Below are 17,007 nucleotides of genomic sequence, written 5' to 3'. Positions count from 1 at the left end.
CCCAGGTTGAGGAAAGTGAGCGGTTATAAACACCTGCCAGAACTGCGTGAGATCATGAAACGGGCTCTGGCGGGGAAGATAATGGTGAAAGCGGCGTGACGGTCATGCCGGGAGTTTCAACTAAAAAAGGGATTGACTCGGATTTTCCTGTATTGCATTCTTACGGTAAACGCTCACATTACCGACAAACCAGATGCGCAGTCGAAGAGTTCCCATTTGAGTTACCAAGAAAAATCAATAGTACATATTGTAATTATTGACTTGCAGCGAGAAATTACATCAATGTCGAACGCCATAACTATTAAGAACAAGGATGAATATATTCCATTTATCTTTTATTCTTATTTATTAGGTCTAATTCTCAGTATTGCATCTGCCCTGACAATAGAAAAATATTCCATTTGGTCATTAGATTATCCATCAAAATATTTATTGGATATTGGCAAAGTTGGTTTCTCTAGTTATTATGATTTTAGTTCATTAAATTGCACAAAATTTCCATGCCTTAGAAAATCCTTCAGGTTTATATTAAGGACATTTCTTGGATTGCTATTGGCTCCAATTGTTAGCTTCGATTTATTATTTGGATACGCACTAAATATGAGAAATTATTATGCGAATAGATTTGATAGCACTACAATAAATATTATAAAATCAAATATTTCACTATTCTACAGGGACGTTCACGGCGCCAGTTCCGCTGTGACTTTTTCTAATCCAACTGACAGCAATTGGATAAACCCTCCAGAATTCAATTTTTTCAGGTTTATAGATGATTTTGTGTTGGAAAATTCCGATAAACACACAGAGAAAATGAGGAATTATATTGCTTTGTATGGTTTATTCAGAACCCTAGCCCTTATATCCGTACTTCTTTTTTGGGCGACTCTGATGCATTTATTTATTTCCGATGTCAACCAAATAGTCTTGCTGATATTTTTGGCAGTTTTATTATTTCTTGCTTTCTTTGAATATATAGGGTTTGTAAAATTTTACCGAAGATATTCCAACGAAGTGCTTATGGCTTTAGTGGCTATTTTAAATGCAAGAACGCAACGCGCCAATAACGAAGCTATTTAAATAGCAATAAGGGATATTTCCAAGTCCAATAGCCATCTTAACCATTTTCTCTTTCTACGCCGCTCTCTTCCTCACCTCTTTTTTCAACCTGGGGCCAAGTTTCACACGTGCGTCTTCAAGGTCGAAATCGGCCTGCAATCCCATCCAGAAGGTTTCCGATACGCCGAAATAACGGGCGAGGCGCAACGCCGTGTCCGCCGAAATGGCCCGTTTGCGCAGGACGATCTCGTTTATCCGGCGGGGCGGCACACTGATTTCCCTCGCAAGACGGTTCTGGCTCAACCCCATCGGTTTTAAAAATTCCTCCAAAAGCACCTCGCCGGGATGGACATTATCCAAATTGTTTCTCATTTTCCGCTCCTAGTGATAGTCAACAATTTCCACTTCATGGGCGTTCAACTCCCGCCAGATAAAGCATATTCTCCAACGGTCATTGATCCGGATGCTGTGCTGCCCCGCCCTGTCTGCCTTTAAAGCTTCAAGCCGGTTGGCTGGCGGAACGCGCAGATCATCCAGATTAACGGCGTTATTCAACATTCTAAGTTTTCTTCGCGCCGTTTGCTGAATGTCCTGTGGCAGCCTTAGGGATCGTATCCCCTTCCATATATTCTCCGCTTCCCTGTCCACAAAGCTTTTAATCATGCAAGATTATAACGCAATACGTCATATAGCGCAACACGTTATATCAATCTTCACCCCTCTCTCAAGTGGTCCCAAAACTCCCGTGGGGTCATTATCTTCACCTTCCCGGCCCTCTTTAGCGTAAGCAGATCATCGTCGCCCGTGACAATTATCCCTGCCCCGCCGCCAATGGCCGTCCCGATTATCTTGATATCGTCCTTGTCCCTGCATTTGATGTTTTCGACATGCGCCGGCACGGCTACCTCCGGTATTTCCCGCAGATACTTCATGGTGGAGTCCACGACGCTTCCGGGCAGGCGGATTTTCTTCGCAAGATTTCTTTCGACTTCAGCCAGGATAAATTCGCTTGTCACAATTGTATGATTGGCCAGGCAGACCTCCAGAACCTCGGCGCAAAGCCCTCTGCTGGCGAAAGCGGCTATGATGACATTGGTGTCGAGCACGACCCTCACGAGATGGCCTTGAAAACGTCCTCATCGGTGACAAGCCCCTGCGCCTCGGCGAAGGGGAGGATATGTTTTCTCAACTGGCGGAAACGTTTCAGGGCGAGATAGTAGGCGACGGCGTCCCTGATGATCTCGCTTTTGGAGCTCTTTTCGGCCTTGACCGCCATGGTCAGTTCCTTGCTCAGTTTATCGGGCAACCTGATGGTGATCGTGTCTTTCATGTCCGCGGCTCCTTATGTAAGACAATGTAGCACATAGGTCCGCCCCGGTCAAACCGCCTTCGAGCATATCGAGCCGAAATCGCACGTGCCGCACTTTTCAGGATCGGCCTTCTTCACGCAGTATCCTAGCTTGCCGTAGGAGCATATGGCAAAGTCGTATTTCACCGGGTCTTTTGGATCGAGCTTGCGCAAATACCTCGTAAGCTCGAGGGCGGCTTTCCAGTCGTTGGAGTTCCTGTCAAGCAATCCCAATTGCCGGGCGATTCTGCCGACGTGCGTGTCCAGCGGGATCACAAGCCGCGAGGTGGACACCGCGCCGTGCCACGGGCCGGGATCCACACCATCCTTGCGGACCATCCACCGCATGAAAAGGTTCAACCGTTTGGATGCGCCGCCAAGGGCCGGATCAGCGACAAGGGTGGAAAACGACCGGGTCTTGCGTTTCGCGTATCCACGCAGCGCGCCCACAAGCCCGATCAACCCGGGCAGGACCGTTTCCGCCGACGGGTCGTCCTTTTCAAGGAACAGCCCTTTGAGCGAGCCGTGGCGGCTTCTGGCCTCCCCTATGGCGCGGACCAACGCCGCAAGGTCGTCATGCTTGTTGAAGCGGTAACTAAAGTCCCGCATCCAGCCGGGACTTTCCTTTCTGGCGAAAGATTCGCAGAACATTGCTGGCGATCCGTCCATGGAGCCGAGAATGTTGGCCACATTTTTCTGTATCAGGTCCGCCCGGCCATAGGCGAACACACCGGCGATAAAGCAGGCGGTCTCCAGGTCGTCTTTTCGTTTGAATTTGAGGGCGGCGGCCAGCGGGTCCGGCGCAAGGTACGCCCTGTCAAACCGGGCCAGAAGCCTGTCCAGATGCGGTTTGACCTTGGCCGGATCGTTCATCGGCGGGGCTGTTCCATCATGATTGCAGGGGGGAGGCATGACCACAGAGACACAAAGTCACAAAGCGAAGATATTTTTTCTCCGCGCCTCTGTGCCTCCGTGGTAAATATTCCTCTGATCTGGCTTTACAAGATGTCCTTATCAGCCCTCGGCGCCGGCTGCGGCGGCCTGTTTCTCGGCGGCGGCGTTAAGGGCGGCCTCGGCGGCGGCCTTTTTCTTCGCCACTTTTTCGTTGGCCTTCTCGATGTTCTTCAGGCGGTTGGCCTCGTAGCTTTCCCGCTTGCCGCCCATGGTCTTTTCAACCTTGGTCTTGCGCTGGGCGCGTTTGACCTTCTTTTTCGCCATGCGAAGCGCCACAGCCGCCTTTGCGTCCGCCGCTTCCGAGGCGGAGAGTGTCTTCAATTTTTCCTTGGCCTGCGCCAGTATTTCCTGCGTTGTCTTAGCCATATCCAACCGTGTTAAGTGTTAATGCCAATTTGCCCGTCAAAGTGGGCTATGATATCATTTATTATTGAAAAGGCAACGTTTTTAGCCGGTCTCGCGGGGGCGGGTTTCTTGCCCGCCCGCGCTGATACGGCGTTTTTGGTCAATTCACAAGGGAGTTATCCACCTTATGCCGATATACGAATACACCTGTTCGAACTGTGGAAAATCGTTCGAGGCGCTGGTGATGTCCGCCGAAAGCCGCAAAGGGATAAAGTGCCCTTCGTGCGGAAGCGCCCGCATCGAAAAGGACCTTTCGGTGTTCTCTCCCTCCATCGGCTCCGCCCAGCCGGCCATGCCGCGCTGCGAGATGGCCGGAGGATGCTCCACTCCAAACATTCCCGGATGCCGCAGCGGGATGTGCGGGCTTAACTGATTATCCGGAGCGCAGTACCATGAGCGAACTTTCCAAGATCAACTCCACCATGCGCGGCGCCGCCATAAGGACGCTTCTGCGCAACCATCCCAGGATTCTGTGCGAGGTCCTGGACGAATCATGCGATATCAACCAGGAGATGACGCCGGACAACGTAGATTACGACGACACTGGCGAAATACTGCTTCGCGTCGCCTGGGACATATGGAACGGATCGGGCGAAGCAGAGTTCCACAGGGTATTGAACGAACTCCCGGCCGAGGATTTCGAGGCATTTGTGGACGCGATGAAGGATTTTGCGGCGTTGAGGGCAAAAATACGCTTCGCTTACGCCTCCGGCAGCCAGAACGACTGACTTGAACCTGCGCGTTGGCGGTTGCATTAGAGCAGGTTTAAGGATATTATCTGCGGAGAAACATGTTGTTATTTAAATCCGAACGCTTTTGTTTTTAGTAATATTTCATGACATCCAATCATGTGACCAACGGATCCAGCGAAAGAATGTCCAACAAGTTCGCCATCACTCATCAAGGGATAAGCATACTTGCCAGGATGCCGGAATTCCACATGCTCAACCGGCGGGAGGTGGAAAGCCTGGCCGTTCACGATCCAAAGGTGCATAAGGCCGGGGAAACGCTTCTTGTGTCCGGCGGGGGGGACATGAAGGCCATAGTGGCGCTCCTCGCCGGATCGTGCAAGATCGTGGCGCTCGCCGAAATACGCGGCAAAAAGTTCTCCACTTTCATCGAAACAATCAACGCTCCGGCCATACTAGGCGAGGTGACGGCGTTCTCTTCCCCCAGCAGCGTGCGCAAGGTGGACGTGGTGGCGGCCCAGCGGTGCCTTGCCATGACCATCCCGTCAAAAACACTTTTGAGCGCTTTTGAAACTTCACGGGCCACTTTGCCAAGGATGCTTTGGGATTTCGCCCGGCTGGGGCTGGCGCGCATCCGAATGTCATTCTCGAATTTCAACCGGCTGTATGACAAGCATGTGGGAAAGGCTTCGGTCAAGAGGCTTGACCTGGCCGGAGAATTCGCCAGCATGGAAAAAATGATCGGCTCGGCCCCCGGCAAGGGGATTGCCGTGGACGAAAAGACTTTCGACGTCATAAGCGTCCTTCTGGACAAGGTGAACACGGCCCTGGCCTTCGTCTCCCATTTTGACCATATGCCGGACTATTACCTGCCCGAAGGGATCGAGAAATTCACCGAGAGCGCAGGCGCCCTGTCGCCTCTTTCAGTGGCCACGCTCAAATCAACCCGGCTCCCCGGGGCGACGATCAAGAAATCGCTGACTGAATCGCTCGAAGCGATGCTCAAGGAGAGCGCCAGCCATCACGACTGGCAATGGGCGCTGGAGGAACTGATCATATCATTGGACGAGCTTATCGCCCTGTTGCACCTGAAGTACCACATTAACGAGCGCAGGCGCACGTATGAAGGCTCCGAAAGGATGATAGACGGCTTCACGGCAAGGATAGAAAAGGAACTGGACGCCATTGAAAATGACGCGCTGGCCCGTTTCACGCTTGACGCGCTTCCGGAATGGACGGACACGGAGGCCCATGACCGGCTCTCATTCTTCCTCCGGAGCAGGGTGAAGGAAATCAGGATACGCCAGTTGACCGCGGCCAATCCGGGAGAAGAGCATTCCGAGTATATGGGCTCCGGGGAGGAGCAGATCCGCAACCACGTGGCGATGGAGACTTATTACAGGCTTTCGAGCCATCCGGTGGTCCGGGTGGTCACCAATAAAAAATGCGCCTCCAAATGGGACTGTCAGCCCGAGCTGGAGGAGGAGGAAATAAACCTGCTCAACCTGTTCTGCCGGGGTTGCCGCCTTGTTTACCCCATCCTGGAAGAAGGACACGGCACACCGCAGGTGTAATGTTGTCCGGCGTGTTATTCACACCGGATTCCTTAAGATATATATAACTACAGAGGCACGCAGACACAAAGGCAAGAACTGTGTTCCTCTGTGAATCTGTGTCTCTGTGGTGACAATATTTTCCCCCGTCACGCGCCTCCGTTGACAGTTCCGAACTCCACCGGGGCCATCATATAAAAAAGCGCTATCCCCTCCCCCTTCGCTTTTTCCAGGATCGCCTTCGCCTCTTCATCGCTGACCGCGAAGACCACTTCCACCGGCAGGTTTCCGGCCAGCTCTAAAAAATGGTCCTCTCGCATCACGCCGTGCCTTCCAAATCCGGCTATCGCGCGGAACGCCGACCCTCCGTGGACTCCCATTCCCTTTGCCGTCTCCAGCAGCCATTCATACAGCAATATCCCTTTGTGACGCCTGTTCTCGTGAACGTAGAATTTCAGACATGTCCCTTTCATACCGTGCCCTTTAGCAAAATGAACCTGACCGCGAATATGCCCAGTATCGTCATGGCAAGCGAGCCCGCCACATGGAGAAATATGGCCGCGCCGAACCATGTGTATTCCTGCCTCTGCAAAAGCGCGGTTATCTCCCCGGAGAAAGTGGAAAAAGTCGTCAACCCCCCAAGAAAGCCGGTGATGATGAAAAGCCGGGCCTCCGGAGGAAGGTATGTGTGGCGGGCGAACAGCTCCATTGAAGAGCCTATCAGAAGTCCGCCGATAAGATTGGCCGCCAGTGTGCCGAGCGGGATCGTCGGGAACACCGGATTAAGGAGCATTCCAAACCACCAGCGCAACCACGCCCCCAACGCCGCCCCGGCGCCCACCGCGGCAAAACCGTAGAGACTCATACCCGACCTTGCAGTGACATCTTTGTGGTTCCCTTATCCGGGGTAAACGATCTGCCCTTCCAGCCGCGCCACTTCGATGATCGGAGAGCCGTCATCCTCGCGCCACTGTATTTCACCGCACGGTATGGGTTCTATCCTGGCGTCCGTCTCGGCGGCGCATCCCCATAGCTTGGCCACGTCGGGCCTTTTCTTGATCCCGTCGAAGTCCGGTGACACCACAATCAGGTCGATATCGCTTTGATCATCGTTATCGCCCCTTGCCCGCGAACCGAACATGACTCCGAAGCTTACCTTGATGCCATTGGCGTCCACATTCTTAAGAAAGCGCTTTACGCCGTCTATAGTTGATGAGTCAACCATGTAAAATTCCCACGTTCATGGCTTATTATAGACCATTGGTGATTGCCAAGGCCGGCTATAAAAAAAGGCCGGGAAGCGTGAAGCTCCTCGGCCAATAGAATATCTTTAACTTTAATCAGGCCGCTTCCTCCGGGATTCCGTAAAGCATCCCCTTCTTCTTGAGCTTCTCCACAAGCGTCGTGCGGTTGAGCCCGAGCATTACGGCCGCCTTGTTCTTTACCCAGTTGCACCGCTCCAGCGCCGCCACAATCAGGGCGGTCTCGTATTTGTCCACCGCTTCCTTGAGGTTTATCCCCTCTTCGGGCAGAATCGGCGCGTACGGGGAGGCTGAGTTTGTCTCCGCGCTGTCATATCCCGCCGCCATCACCACGTTGGCGTCGTCGCTGACAGGCTGCACGGCGGCAAGTTGCGCCACATGGCCGTGGGACAACCCGTTGCCATTGCCGTGTCCGTTTCCGTTCACGGGCGCATGCCCGATCTCCAATATTTTGCCGGAGGCGCTCTCTTCGGCCGCGATGCCTATCAAAGCCGGACGTTTCGCAGAGGTCTGATTCCCCGAAATCAGCCCCTCGTCCACCAGTTCCTCCGGCTCGCCCACCAAAAGCATGTCGCGGAGCAGTTGGAAATCGTCTTTCGGCTCTACATCACGGATTTTCAGGGGGAGGTCTTCCTTGCAGATGTGCCCGTCCCCCTTAAGAACCACCATGCGCTCGACCACATGTTCAAGCTCCCGCACGTTCCCCGGCCACGTGTAGGATTTGAGCGCTCTGAGCGCCTCCGGCGTTATTCCCAGGACGTTGCGTCCCTTAGTCCTGTTGAATGTCTTTATAAAATGCCCCGCAAGCAGGGATATGTCGTTCCCCCTGTCGCGCAACGGCGGCAGTTCCAGCGGTATCACGTTGAGCCGGTAATAAAGGTCTTCCCGGAAGACCCCATCGGCTATGGCCTTTTCAAGGTTCCTGTTGGTGGCGGCGATCACCCGCACATCCACGGCGATGGTCTTTGCCCCGCCAACCCTCTCAAACTCGCGCTCCTGCAGGATGCGAAGCAGTTTCACCTGCAAAGACGGGCTCATGTCCCCTATTTCGTCCAGGAATATGGTGCCGCCGTGGGCCATCTCAAACTTGCCGATCCTGGTGCGTATAGCGCCGGTGAAAGAGCCTTTCTCATGGCCGAAAAGCTCGCTTTCCAGCAGTTCGGCGGGTATGGCGCCGCAGTTGACGATGATAAGGGGAGCTTCGCTCCTGCTGGAATTGTTGTGAATGGCCTTGGCCACAAGCTCTTTGCCAGACCCGCTCTCGCCGAGGATCAACACCGTGGAGTCGTTGTCCAATAGACGCGTGATAGTATGGAAAACCGACCGCATCGCCTCGCTGTCCCCCACGAACCGGGAGAAATCGGGGCTCTTGACCGTCTGCACGGCCGGGGCCTCCGCCACTTCAATCACCATCCTGGTCTCCTGTCATTTATCATTAATGACGACATGCGTCAAAATCATAGTACAATATTGATACCAAAACTTTGACATCAGCGCCAAAATGAACAACACACCTCATAAGATATTGATTTCCGAGGAGCAAATAGCCACAAAAGTGGACAGCTTGGCCAAAAAGCTGGCCTCCGACCTCCAGAATTCACCTACACTTTTGGTTGGTCTGCTAAATGGCAGCGTCGTTTTTTTGTCGGACTTGATGCGCAGGCTTTATGCCTATGGGGTGCATCCGGAGGTGGATTTTATCGCCGCGTCCAGCTATAAGCATGGGACGGAGTCGTCGGGAATTGTTGAAATAATACAGGATACCCGGCTGTCCATCGAGGGAAAGACTGTGGTGCTGGTGGACGACGTGGTGGACACGGGGCTAACATTGTCGGAAGTGAAGAAACTTCTGGAGGCGAAAAATCCCGCCAGGGTATTGACGTGCGTCCTGCTGGACAAACCTTCACGGCGGAAAATTGACATAACGCCCGACTATTCCGCGTTCACCATAGATGACGTTTTCGTTATCGGTTACGGGATGGACGCGGGCGACCGTTACCGCAATTTACCGTATCTGGCGGAATACGAGGAGTGAGATAATCCGCGGTTTTGATATATACTGAGTTTGGGATATCCCCATAATTGGGAGCCTTATGATGATTGCGTCCGACAGCGGAATATTGAACACTTTCAAAACCTTGCTTCAAAAAAAGGTTGCCGTAAGAAAGATCGCCGTTTTCGGCTCCCGCGCCAGGGGGGACGCGGATCCCCTATCGGATATGGACGTTCTTGTGGTGGTTGACGGTCTTAATGATGATATCCGCGGTTACATCAGCGATTGCGCATGGGAGGCCGGTTTTGAATCTGGCGTTGTGGTGACGCCGGTGGTGTTCTCCACCGACGAGTGGGAATCGGGGCTGGAAAGCGAATCGCTTCTGGCGGAAGCCATCAGGCTTGAAGGTGTTTTTGTTTGAACTCCCACAGAAACACCCTGGTTCAACTCCGGCTTAAGCAGGCCAGCGATGCGATCAACGACGCAACATTCCTTTTAGACCAGCGCCGCAGTTCACAAAGCGTGGTCAATCGGGCGTATTATGCGATGTTTTACTCGGCATTGGCCCTGCTTCAATACGTTTCCAAAGCTCCGTCAAAACATTCCGGTGTCATCAGCCTGTTCGACACTGAATTTGTGATGAAAGGTATTTTTCCAAAGGAGATGTCCAAGGACATTCACCTGATTTTCGAGATGCGCCAAAACGCCGATTACAAAGCGACCGAGGAAATATCGGCGGATAAAGCCTCGGAAGCATGCGCCAAGGCCCAGCGCTTTGTGGTAAATGTTTCGCAATATTTAAGTGACAATCTGGAACAAGGCCGTGATCCTGGATAGCCGGGGACGGCTTCCGGGATGACCGCACAGCCAAAGTCAGTGTCCATCAAATGCAAAATCCCTTCCCCGCCGAGCCCCTTCGTCATATAATCGCGTGAAAACAACACCGGAGGTGATGCGTTAATGAAAAAGGGAATCGTCACGTTTGTCGCCGCGCTTTCGCTGGTCCTTGCGGCTGGAACACAGAAATCAGAGGCCGCCGCGATGAAGAATTTTTCGGCGGACATGGTGGTGGAGGCCGAAAAGCACACTTCCACGATGAAATTCTATATCAAGGCCGACAAGCAGAGGATGGAATCATCGGAGCACGGCGCTTCGTCCATCATGATAATGCGGTTCGACAGGAAAGTGATGTGGATGGTGGACACGGCGAACAAGTCGTACATGGAAATGCCTGTGCAGATGGATCATCAGAACCCGGTGACCACCCGCGGCGACGCAAATGTGAAGGTGGAGAAAAAGCTGGAGGGGACCGAAAAAGTGGACGGCCACCCCACCAACAAGTATTTTGAAACTTATTACCGCAACGGGAAGAAGGAAGGCGCCGCCTATATTTGGGAGGCCACCGACCTGGACAATTTTCCGATCAAATACCAGGACGAACAGAAGAAGGCCACCACCACTTTCAAGAACATCAAGCTTGGCGACCCCGCCGACAGCCTTTTCGATCCGCCCGCCGGATACCAGAAAATGGACATGGGCGGGATGATGGGCGGCATGGGGGGCAGGCCGCACAAGAAGAAATAGAAGGTTCGGCTTTGCTCTGCCTGGATGAATCTATTTATGCTTGGCCGGGGTCGCCAGACCCCGGCATTTCATGCGGGAAATGACCGTGGTCAGCGACCACGGGGAAGCGCATGAATAATCGTCTGGCCTGATGAAATCCGCCATTAAAATCCTGCTTGCGGCGCTTCTGGCGGCCGTGGCCGTTGCCGCATCGGCCAGCCTTTTGTCCCCTCCCGCTGACGGGATTTCGTATTACGCCGATCCTGTGATGGAGGGTGTGGATTTCTGGAAGGGGCGGAAATACGTTTCCGTCACCGGCAAGGAGCCATATGTCCCCATTCAGCTTCCCGGGCCGGCCGACACATGGGGTGGCGGTGAACAAAAGGAGATCAGGATTTATCCCCCCTTCCGCCGGGGGGCGACGGTTGTCATCAACCTGTTTGACAGCCATAACACCGCCCCTCCCATGCTTGAAATCATAGCGGGGGGCGAGACTGCCGCTTCCATCATGGTCCAAAAAGGGGCGGGGCTCCTGAATTCCCAATGGGAAAACCAGGGGATGCGATCCTCTTTCACGGCTTCCATACCCGCGCACCAAATGGAAAAAACTGGCGAACCTGTGATTATCCGTTCAAAAAGCGGATCGTGGATCGCCATAGACAGCGTAAAAATTGTCCCACGGATCAAGCCTTGGGAGTTCTGGCGGCGCATCCCGGACGCCTGGGCAAAATGGATGCTTGGCGCATCGCTGGCGGCGCTTGCGGCATGGGGCGGGCTGGCCGGAGCGGCACGAAGCCATGCGTGGCGGACGAGCGCCGGATTCAGAAACGCCGTTTTCGGGATGATGATGATGTTCATCATGCTGGCGGTGGCCGAAGGGGCGGCGGCGCTCTTTTTCCACTATACGAAAAAGCGGTTCACGTTCTACGATTTCTCGGAGTTCCTGATAACCCCGGAAATCGCCGGCCGGCTGGCCAAAGCATACGACAAAGAGCTTGGATGGCATAACCTTTACCAGACCCCGCATGGAGAGCGCCCCCGGCCAGTCATATACGATTCGGACTTTATGGCCACTTTCGGCGATTCGTTCACCCATTGCGACCAGGTGGAAAACGACGAGACGTGGGAAACATACCTTTCCACCCATTTGAAAAAGAACGTCTATAACTTCGGCGTCGGCGGATACGGCACGGACCAGGCATACCTTTATTTCAAGCGCAAATGGCCGGAGGTGAAAACGAAGGTGGCCGCGCTATGCATAGTGCCGGAGAACATTTGCCGCGTGGCCAACGTTTACCGGAAATTTTATTACCCCCAGACCGGCGGCCCCATGACAAAGCCCCGATTCATATTGGAGGGGGATAAGCTGAAATTGATACCGAATCCAGTGCAAAGCGCGCCGGAAATCAGAAAACTTTCGGACCCTGCGTTCCTGGAAAAAATCGGGAAATACGATTACTGGTATAACCAGAACGATTATCCCACCTTCGGGTTTCCGTACCTGAAGATTTTCCTGAACAAACGTTTCTGGATGGAGGCGCGATACCTGCTGGACAAAAAACAGGTTGACGACATGCTGGCCCGCCCAGCCTACCTTGCCGACATTTGGGAATCGAAGGAGGCCGATGTGCTGATGGCAATAATAGACGCGTTCGTGGCCGACGCCCGGGCGATGGGAACCGAGCCTGTGATCGCAGTGCTGCCGATCAAGGGGGAGGCGGAGTTTTATGTGGAGACCGGGAAGAACCTTCACACGGTCCGCCGGATAATCGAGCATTGCCGGAAAAAGAACTACCGGGTGTTCGACGGCGTTGCGGGAATGGCGCGAAACGCGAAAACGAAAAAGGACGTGGAGGCCTATTTCATCGGCCACACATCGCCGCTTGGCAACCGGCTGCTCGGCGACGCGTTTTATGAATATATGCAGAAAGAAGGATTGGTGGAAGATTTACCAACCACAGAGGCACGGAGGCACGGAGGGGACAACTAAATATCTCTATGAACCAGCGTGCCCACAGTCCCTATCTTTGATTGCCGAAGCCACCTTCAGGGACGACAACCGCGAAACGAACGCTGTCCGGGGTGTTCTTCACCCCGGACTCTATGTTTATAAGAGTGCTAAACTCTTGACTTTGGGACATCGGGGTGAAGAACACCCCGATGAGCATTTGGGCAACAGCCCGAGGCGGCCACGGGGAAGCACTCGGCCTTTCGCCTAAACCACTCTCAACTTCGCCATGCCGTTTGCGTCAAATTCCATTTCCCACACATCGTCTCCGCCGATGACGACGGCCTTGTCCGCCGGAAATCCCGTGAAAAGCCGCGCGGCGGTCTCCATGATCCCGTAATGTGTGATCACTAAAACCGATTCCCCCATATGCCGCGACATGAGCGTCCTGAAAAATCCGTCCGTCCTGGCGATCAGGTCGTTTCCGCATTCGCCGTTCGGGTAACGCAGCGACTTGTCGGCCTTGTGGCGCATGATTACCGGCATTATGCGTTCCTTGTCCATGCCTGAATAATCGCCGAAATCAATCTCGCGCAATTGGGGCGTGAACGCAGGCTCCGGCAGGCCGGGAATTGCGTTGCGGACAATCCGCATTGTCGCCATGGCGCGGGGCAGGTCGCTGCAATACACGGCATGAAAAACATGACCGTTTAGTATTGCGGCCTTGCGCAAAGTCTCCGCGACGCCCTCTTGTGTGAGCGCCGAATCGGTCTGCCCCTGGGCCACACCGCAGGCGTTTGCCTGTGTCTGTCCGTGCCGGATCAGAATAACGTTGAGGGTTTCATTTTTTGACATTAGAATAGCCGCTAACGAACATACTCATTATAAATGAGAAGCTGGCCGATGAGCCAAGTTCCAAGAAAGTTTTGCGCGCTCCTGTCGATCACGGACGAGCAATTGCGCGGACGGGTCCTCTCTTACATAAATACCACTTCATGGCTTTGTCCGGAAACGCTCCCCGGCGCGCCGCACGGAGCGGTTGACTTGAGGTTCGACCTGACCTTCCTTGAAATAGACGCCGGAAAGAGCGGCCCCGCGGCCAAATTCAACGCTCCGCGGTCTTTGGGGGATGACGTGGTCCATATCATCTTCACGGACGATCCCCACGGATGCGCCGCCTCCCTGGAGGGGTTCCGCGGGCGGATACACATACTTCCCAAAAATCCCGATCTTTGGGAAAGCGCCGTCCGGCCCCTTATTTCATCCATCATGAAGACCATCGAGGAGGCCGGCTCTTCACGCTCCTCAGGAAATGTTCCACCAGGCCAGATCGCAAAAAGGCTGGCGTTCCTGGAGACGATGACGCGGGCCATGAAGGAATCGTCATCCTCCCGGGGGAACCTGGAGGAAATGCTCAACGGGGCCTTGCGGATGATCCTGACAGGCATGGAGGCGGAGAAAGGCTCCATCATGCTCCTGGACGACAGCGGCATGCTCGCCGTGCGCGCCTCCACCAATCCGGCCATAATCGGCGTCACCCAGTCCATCGCGGACAACGCCATCGCGTCCATCTCCGCCCGGAACAATGAGACCATTATCATAGAGAATACCGGTTCCGGAGGCACGCTTCCCACGCGCGGCGGCGGCGTATATAAAAGCGGAAGCCTTATCGCCTTCCCCATCAGGTTCCAGGGGGAGGTGAAAGGGGTGATTAACGTCACGGACAAGAACGACCTTAGCGGCTTTTCGCCGGACGACGAGTCCGCCCTCTCCGTTTTCGCCGGCGTGATAGTCACCGCCATGCTTTCCGCCGAGATAAGGCGCGACCGCGACAAGTTCAAGGAAATGCACGCCCGGTTGAGCGAACTGCAGCTTTTCAAGGAGAACATGATCCAGATGCTCGTCCACGACCTCAAGGGCCCCGTGGGGGTGATAATCTCCAACATCGGGATGCTGCTCGACGAGGTGAAGGACGATTTCCAGAAAGAGGTGCTGGATTCCGCCAACTCGTCCGCCGAGGAACTTTTGAGGATGGTGATGGACATCCTGGACGTGAACAAGATGGAGGAAGGCAAGTTCTCCATCTCCCCGGAGGATATGGACATCGTTGAACTGGGGCGCACCGGGCTGGAGAGGATCAGGGCCATGGCCGAAGGAGACGGCAAGAACGTGGCCTTCGAGACGGACAGCCCTTCATTGAAGATACAGGCGGACAAGGGGCTGATCGGGCGCGTTATCTGGAATCTTTTGTCCAACGCAAACAACCACACGTCCCGCGGCGGTAAAATCACGTTGAAGACGCAGGCCCGGGATTCCGGAGCCGTCATAACGGTGGCGGACACAGGGACCGGAATAAGCGAAGATGACGCCAAAAGGATATTCGACAAGTTTTACCAGGCGGGCAACAGGCACGTTAAATACTCGACCGGGCTTGGTCTTACTTTCTGCAAAATGGCGGTGGAGGCCCACGGCGGCCGGATAACCGTGGAAAGCGAATTGGGCAAAGGCTCCCGGTTCACGATAGCGCTTCCGTAGCGGAGGCGCCGCGCATTGCAGGGGCAGACCTTCGTGTCTGCCTCAAATTATAATGGCGGACACGCGGGTTCGCCCCTGCTACGCCATGATCCTGCGTATTATCGAAACCAGTTCGGCCTCGTTGAACGGCTTTTGCACAATATCTTTCGCGCGCAGCGCCATTGCGCGTCTTTTGGTCTCGTTGTCCGATTCATAGCTGGTGGCGAATATGGCGGTGTCCTTCAATGCCGGATCACGGAAAAACGCTTCCAGCAACGGCGAACCGTCAGGCGCTTTCATCTCGATGTCCACCAGGGCCACGTGAGGGGCCTGCGCCGCTATCGCTTCCTTTGCTTGGGCGCCGTCCTTCGCTCCCGCCACCTGCACCCCCATGCCGCCAAGCAGTTCCTTTACCAGGAACAGCGCAGCAGGATCTTTGTCCACCACCAGAATTCCGGGATGGACCTCCGGCAGTCTCACAATGAAGCATGTGCCGCCCCCCTGCGAAGACTCCACCGAAATGCTGCCGCCATGGGCCCGCACTATATCTTCGCATAAGGGAAGCCCGAGGCCCGTCCCCCTTTCTCCGGCGGTGCCGACGGTGGTGGTCTTTTCCTCGTACTTGAACAGGTTTTCAATCACCCCGGCGGCGATCCCCACGCCTGTGTCGCGCACTCCAATGGAGCCTCCGGGCTTTTCCGGGACGAACACGGCAACCTTGCCGCCGGGACGCGTGAACTTTATAGCGTTGCTTAAAAGGTTGCGCAGCACCTCCATGATAAGGTTCGCGTCGCAATAAAGCCTCGTCTCTTCCGGAACTTCGTTTGAAACGCCGATATTTTTGGCGGCGGCGGTCTGGTTTATGGTGGTGATGGCGGCGGCGGCAAGCTTGAACGCGTCCACGAAGGACGAATTGGGGACAAGCTTGCCGCTTTTAAGCCTGCTCACGTTCAAAAGGTCGCCGATGAGGTCGGTCATGTTCTTGGCTGAAAGGATGGCCGCGTCCAGCGTGTTGATGGTCTTTTCCGGGGCGATGGCATGGATGTCATGCTTTATGAAACCCAGCAGTCCGTTGAGCGTCCCCGCGGGCCCCCGCAGGTCGTGGGACACTAAGGAGAGAAACTTGTCCTTTACCTTTGTGGCCTCCTCGGCCGTCTCCTTCGCCTCGCGAAGCTCCTGCTCGGCCTCCCTCTTCGCCGTCACGTCCACACCGGCGCTTACCGCCGCTGTTATTTTGCCATCTTCATCCCGAAGCACGGCGTTGTTCCACGCGATAAGCCTCTTTTGCCCGTCCTTGGCGATGATAAAGTTCTCATATTTCTTCATCGGCTCCACGTCTCCAGATAGAATCCTGTCGAAAACGGCCTTCACCTGCGGGCGCTCCGGCTCCGGAACGAACATGTCAATCCAGTTCCCGCCGATGATCTCCTCTTCAGCGTACCCGAGGATTTCGCGCCCTTTTTTGTTTATAAGCGCCGTTGTCTGATCGGCGTTTATTATCACGAAAATGACCTCCGCCTCGTCCAGGTATGTCCTTGTCCTCTCCTTTTCCAGCCGTAACAACTCGGCCCCCTTCTGCCGAGTCAATCCCTTTTTTAGTTGAAACTCCCGGCATGACCGTCACGCCGCTTTCACCATTATCTTCCCCGCCAGAGCCCGTTTCATGATCTCACGCAGTTCTGGCAGGTGTTTATAACCGCTCACTTTCCTCAACCTGGG

General features: G+C 54.4%; 22 protein-coding genes and 1 pseudogene. 10 read left to right on the top strand and 13 right to left on the bottom strand.

Annotated features, from left to right (window positions below; translation table 11 throughout):
• Positions 1-282: 282 nt before the first annotated feature.
• A complete protein-coding gene (locus HZB29_09005) occupies positions 283-1,080 on the top strand; it encodes a hypothetical protein (GenBank protein MBI5815732.1) in 798 nt (265 codons plus the stop codon).
• A 54-nt stretch (positions 1,081-1,134) separates the two neighbouring features.
• On the opposite strand, the gene HZB29_09000 is transcribed toward HZB29_09005, so the two are convergent.
• From HZB29_09000 to HZB29_08975, 6 genes are all read right to left on the bottom strand, one after another.
• Entirely contained in the window at positions 1,135-1,431 is a 297-nt protein-coding gene (locus HZB29_09000; GenBank protein MBI5815731.1) for a HigA family addiction module antidote protein, read from the bottom strand.
• A 9-nt stretch (positions 1,432-1,440) separates the two neighbouring features.
• Positions 1,441-1,722 (bottom strand): type II toxin-antitoxin system RelE/ParE family toxin, encoded by a 282-nt coding sequence (locus tag HZB29_08995; protein ID MBI5815730.1) that lies wholly within the window; start codon positions 1,720-1,722, stop codon positions 1,441-1,443.
• A 50-nt stretch (positions 1,723-1,772) separates the two neighbouring features.
• Positions 1,773-2,174: a putative toxin-antitoxin system toxin component, PIN family gene (locus tag HZB29_08990; protein ID MBI5815729.1), complete on the bottom strand. Its 402-nt coding sequence runs from the start codon at positions 2,172-2,174 to the stop codon at positions 1,773-1,775.
• Complete coding sequence (locus tag HZB29_08985) at positions 2,171-2,389, bottom strand: ribbon-helix-helix protein, CopG family (GenBank protein MBI5815728.1); 219 nt, start codon at positions 2,387-2,389, stop codon at positions 2,171-2,173. Before HZB29_08985 ends, HZB29_08990 begins: the two co-directional genes overlap by 4 nt.
• Positions 2,390-2,437: 48 nt before the next feature.
• Entirely contained in the window at positions 2,438-3,280 is an 843-nt protein-coding gene (locus HZB29_08980; protein ID MBI5815727.1) for a TIGR02757 family protein, read from the bottom strand.
• A 141-nt stretch (positions 3,281-3,421) separates the two neighbouring features.
• The gene (locus tag HZB29_08975; GenBank protein MBI5815726.1) at positions 3,422-3,727 is read right to left on the bottom strand and encodes a hypothetical protein; all 306 of its coding nucleotides are present in this window, start codon (positions 3,725-3,727) and stop codon (positions 3,422-3,424) included.
• Between the two features lie 166 nt (positions 3,728-3,893).
• On the opposite strand from HZB29_08975, the gene HZB29_08970 reads away from it, so the two are divergent.
• From HZB29_08970 to HZB29_08960, 3 genes are all read left to right on the top strand, one after another.
• Positions 3,894-4,139 carry a zinc ribbon domain-containing protein gene (locus HZB29_08970; GenBank protein ID MBI5815725.1) on the top strand — a complete coding sequence of 82 codons (246 nt, stop codon included), beginning with the start codon at positions 3,894-3,896 and terminating at the stop codon, positions 4,137-4,139.
• A gap of 19 nt (positions 4,140-4,158) precedes the next feature.
• Entirely contained in the window at positions 4,159-4,494 is a 336-nt protein-coding gene (locus HZB29_08965; GenBank protein ID MBI5815724.1) for a hypothetical protein, read from the top strand.
• Positions 4,495-4,601: 107 nt separating this feature from the next.
• Positions 4,602-6,029, top strand: a complete 1,428-nt coding sequence (locus tag HZB29_08960) for a hypothetical protein (GenBank protein MBI5815723.1) — start codon at positions 4,602-4,604, stop codon at positions 6,027-6,029.
• A gap of 128 nt (positions 6,030-6,157) precedes the next feature.
• Here HZB29_08960 and HZB29_08955 read toward each other — a convergent pair whose 3' ends face one another.
• The 5 genes and pseudogenes from HZB29_08955 to HZB29_08935 all read right to left on the bottom strand — a co-directional run bounded on the left by HZB29_08955 (position 6,158) and on the right by HZB29_08935 (position 8,683).
• Positions 6,158-6,481 carry a DUF190 domain-containing protein gene (locus HZB29_08955; protein ID MBI5815722.1) on the bottom strand — a complete coding sequence of 108 codons (324 nt, stop codon included), beginning with the start codon at positions 6,479-6,481 and terminating at the stop codon, positions 6,158-6,160.
• Complete coding sequence (gene crcB, locus HZB29_08950; GenBank protein ID MBI5815721.1) at positions 6,478-6,873, bottom strand: fluoride efflux transporter CrcB; 396 nt, start codon at positions 6,871-6,873, stop codon at positions 6,478-6,480. Before crcB ends, HZB29_08955 begins: the two co-directional genes overlap by 4 nt.
• A 33-nt stretch (positions 6,874-6,906) precedes the next feature.
• A complete protein-coding gene (locus tag HZB29_08945) occupies positions 6,907-7,233 on the bottom strand; it encodes a nucleotidyltransferase domain-containing protein (protein MBI5815720.1) in 327 nt (108 codons plus the stop codon).
• A gap of 115 nt (positions 7,234-7,348) precedes the next feature.
• Positions 7,349-7,939, bottom strand: a complete 591-nt coding sequence (locus HZB29_08940; protein ID MBI5815719.1) for a hypothetical protein — start codon at positions 7,937-7,939, stop codon at positions 7,349-7,351.
• A pseudogene (locus HZB29_08935) lies at positions 7,928-8,683 on the bottom strand (sigma 54-interacting transcriptional regulator). Before HZB29_08935 ends, HZB29_08940 begins: the two are co-directional and overlap by 12 nt.
• A gap of 88 nt (positions 8,684-8,771) precedes the next feature.
• On the opposite strand from HZB29_08935, the gene hpt reads away from it, so the two are divergent.
• The 5 genes from hpt to HZB29_08910 all read left to right on the top strand — a co-directional run bounded on the left by hpt (position 8,772) and on the right by HZB29_08910 (position 12,816).
• Entirely contained in the window at positions 8,772-9,305 is a 534-nt protein-coding gene (gene hpt, locus HZB29_08930) for a hypoxanthine phosphoribosyltransferase (protein ID MBI5815718.1), read from the top strand.
• Positions 9,306-9,363: 58 nt separating this feature from the next.
• Positions 9,364-9,684 (top strand): nucleotidyltransferase domain-containing protein, encoded by a 321-nt coding sequence (locus tag HZB29_08925; GenBank protein ID MBI5815717.1) that lies wholly within the window; start codon positions 9,364-9,366, stop codon positions 9,682-9,684.
• Positions 9,681-10,100: a HEPN domain-containing protein gene (locus HZB29_08920; protein MBI5815716.1), complete on the top strand. Its 420-nt coding sequence runs from the start codon at positions 9,681-9,683 to the stop codon at positions 10,098-10,100. The genes HZB29_08925 and HZB29_08920 overlap by 4 nt, the downstream gene beginning before the upstream one ends.
• Before the next feature lie 123 nt (positions 10,101-10,223).
• Positions 10,224-10,847 (top strand): DUF4412 domain-containing protein, encoded by a 624-nt coding sequence (locus tag HZB29_08915; GenBank protein MBI5815715.1) that lies wholly within the window; start codon positions 10,224-10,226, stop codon positions 10,845-10,847.
• A 130-nt stretch (positions 10,848-10,977) separates the two neighbouring features.
• Complete coding sequence (locus HZB29_08910; GenBank protein MBI5815714.1) at positions 10,978-12,816, top strand: hypothetical protein; 1,839 nt, start codon at positions 10,978-10,980, stop codon at positions 12,814-12,816.
• A 225-nt stretch (positions 12,817-13,041) separates the two neighbouring features.
• Here the strand turns inward: HZB29_08910 and HZB29_08905 are convergent, their stop codons facing one another.
• Complete coding sequence (locus HZB29_08905; GenBank protein ID MBI5815713.1) at positions 13,042-13,629, bottom strand: histidine phosphatase family protein; 588 nt, start codon at positions 13,627-13,629, stop codon at positions 13,042-13,044.
• Positions 13,630-13,677: 48 nt separating this feature from the next.
• Here HZB29_08905 and HZB29_08900 point away from each other — a divergent pair, with 48 nt between their 5' ends.
• Complete coding sequence (locus HZB29_08900) at positions 13,678-15,309, top strand: GAF domain-containing sensor histidine kinase (protein ID MBI5815712.1); 1,632 nt, start codon at positions 13,678-13,680, stop codon at positions 15,307-15,309.
• A gap of 78 nt (positions 15,310-15,387) precedes the next feature.
• Here HZB29_08900 and HZB29_08895 read toward each other — a convergent pair whose 3' ends face one another.
• Positions 15,388-16,851: a PAS domain S-box protein gene (locus HZB29_08895; protein ID MBI5815711.1), complete on the bottom strand. Its 1,464-nt coding sequence runs from the start codon at positions 16,849-16,851 to the stop codon at positions 15,388-15,390.
• Positions 16,852-17,007: the final 156 nt, after the last annotated feature.

The sequence above is a fragment of the Nitrospinota bacterium genome (assembly GCA_016235255.1).
Lineage (GTDB): Bacteria > Nitrospinota_A > UBA7883 > UBA7883 > JACRLM01 > JACRLM01.
The sequence above is the reverse complement of the archived record's forward strand: the minus strand, read 5'-3'. Positions and strand labels throughout refer to the sequence as shown.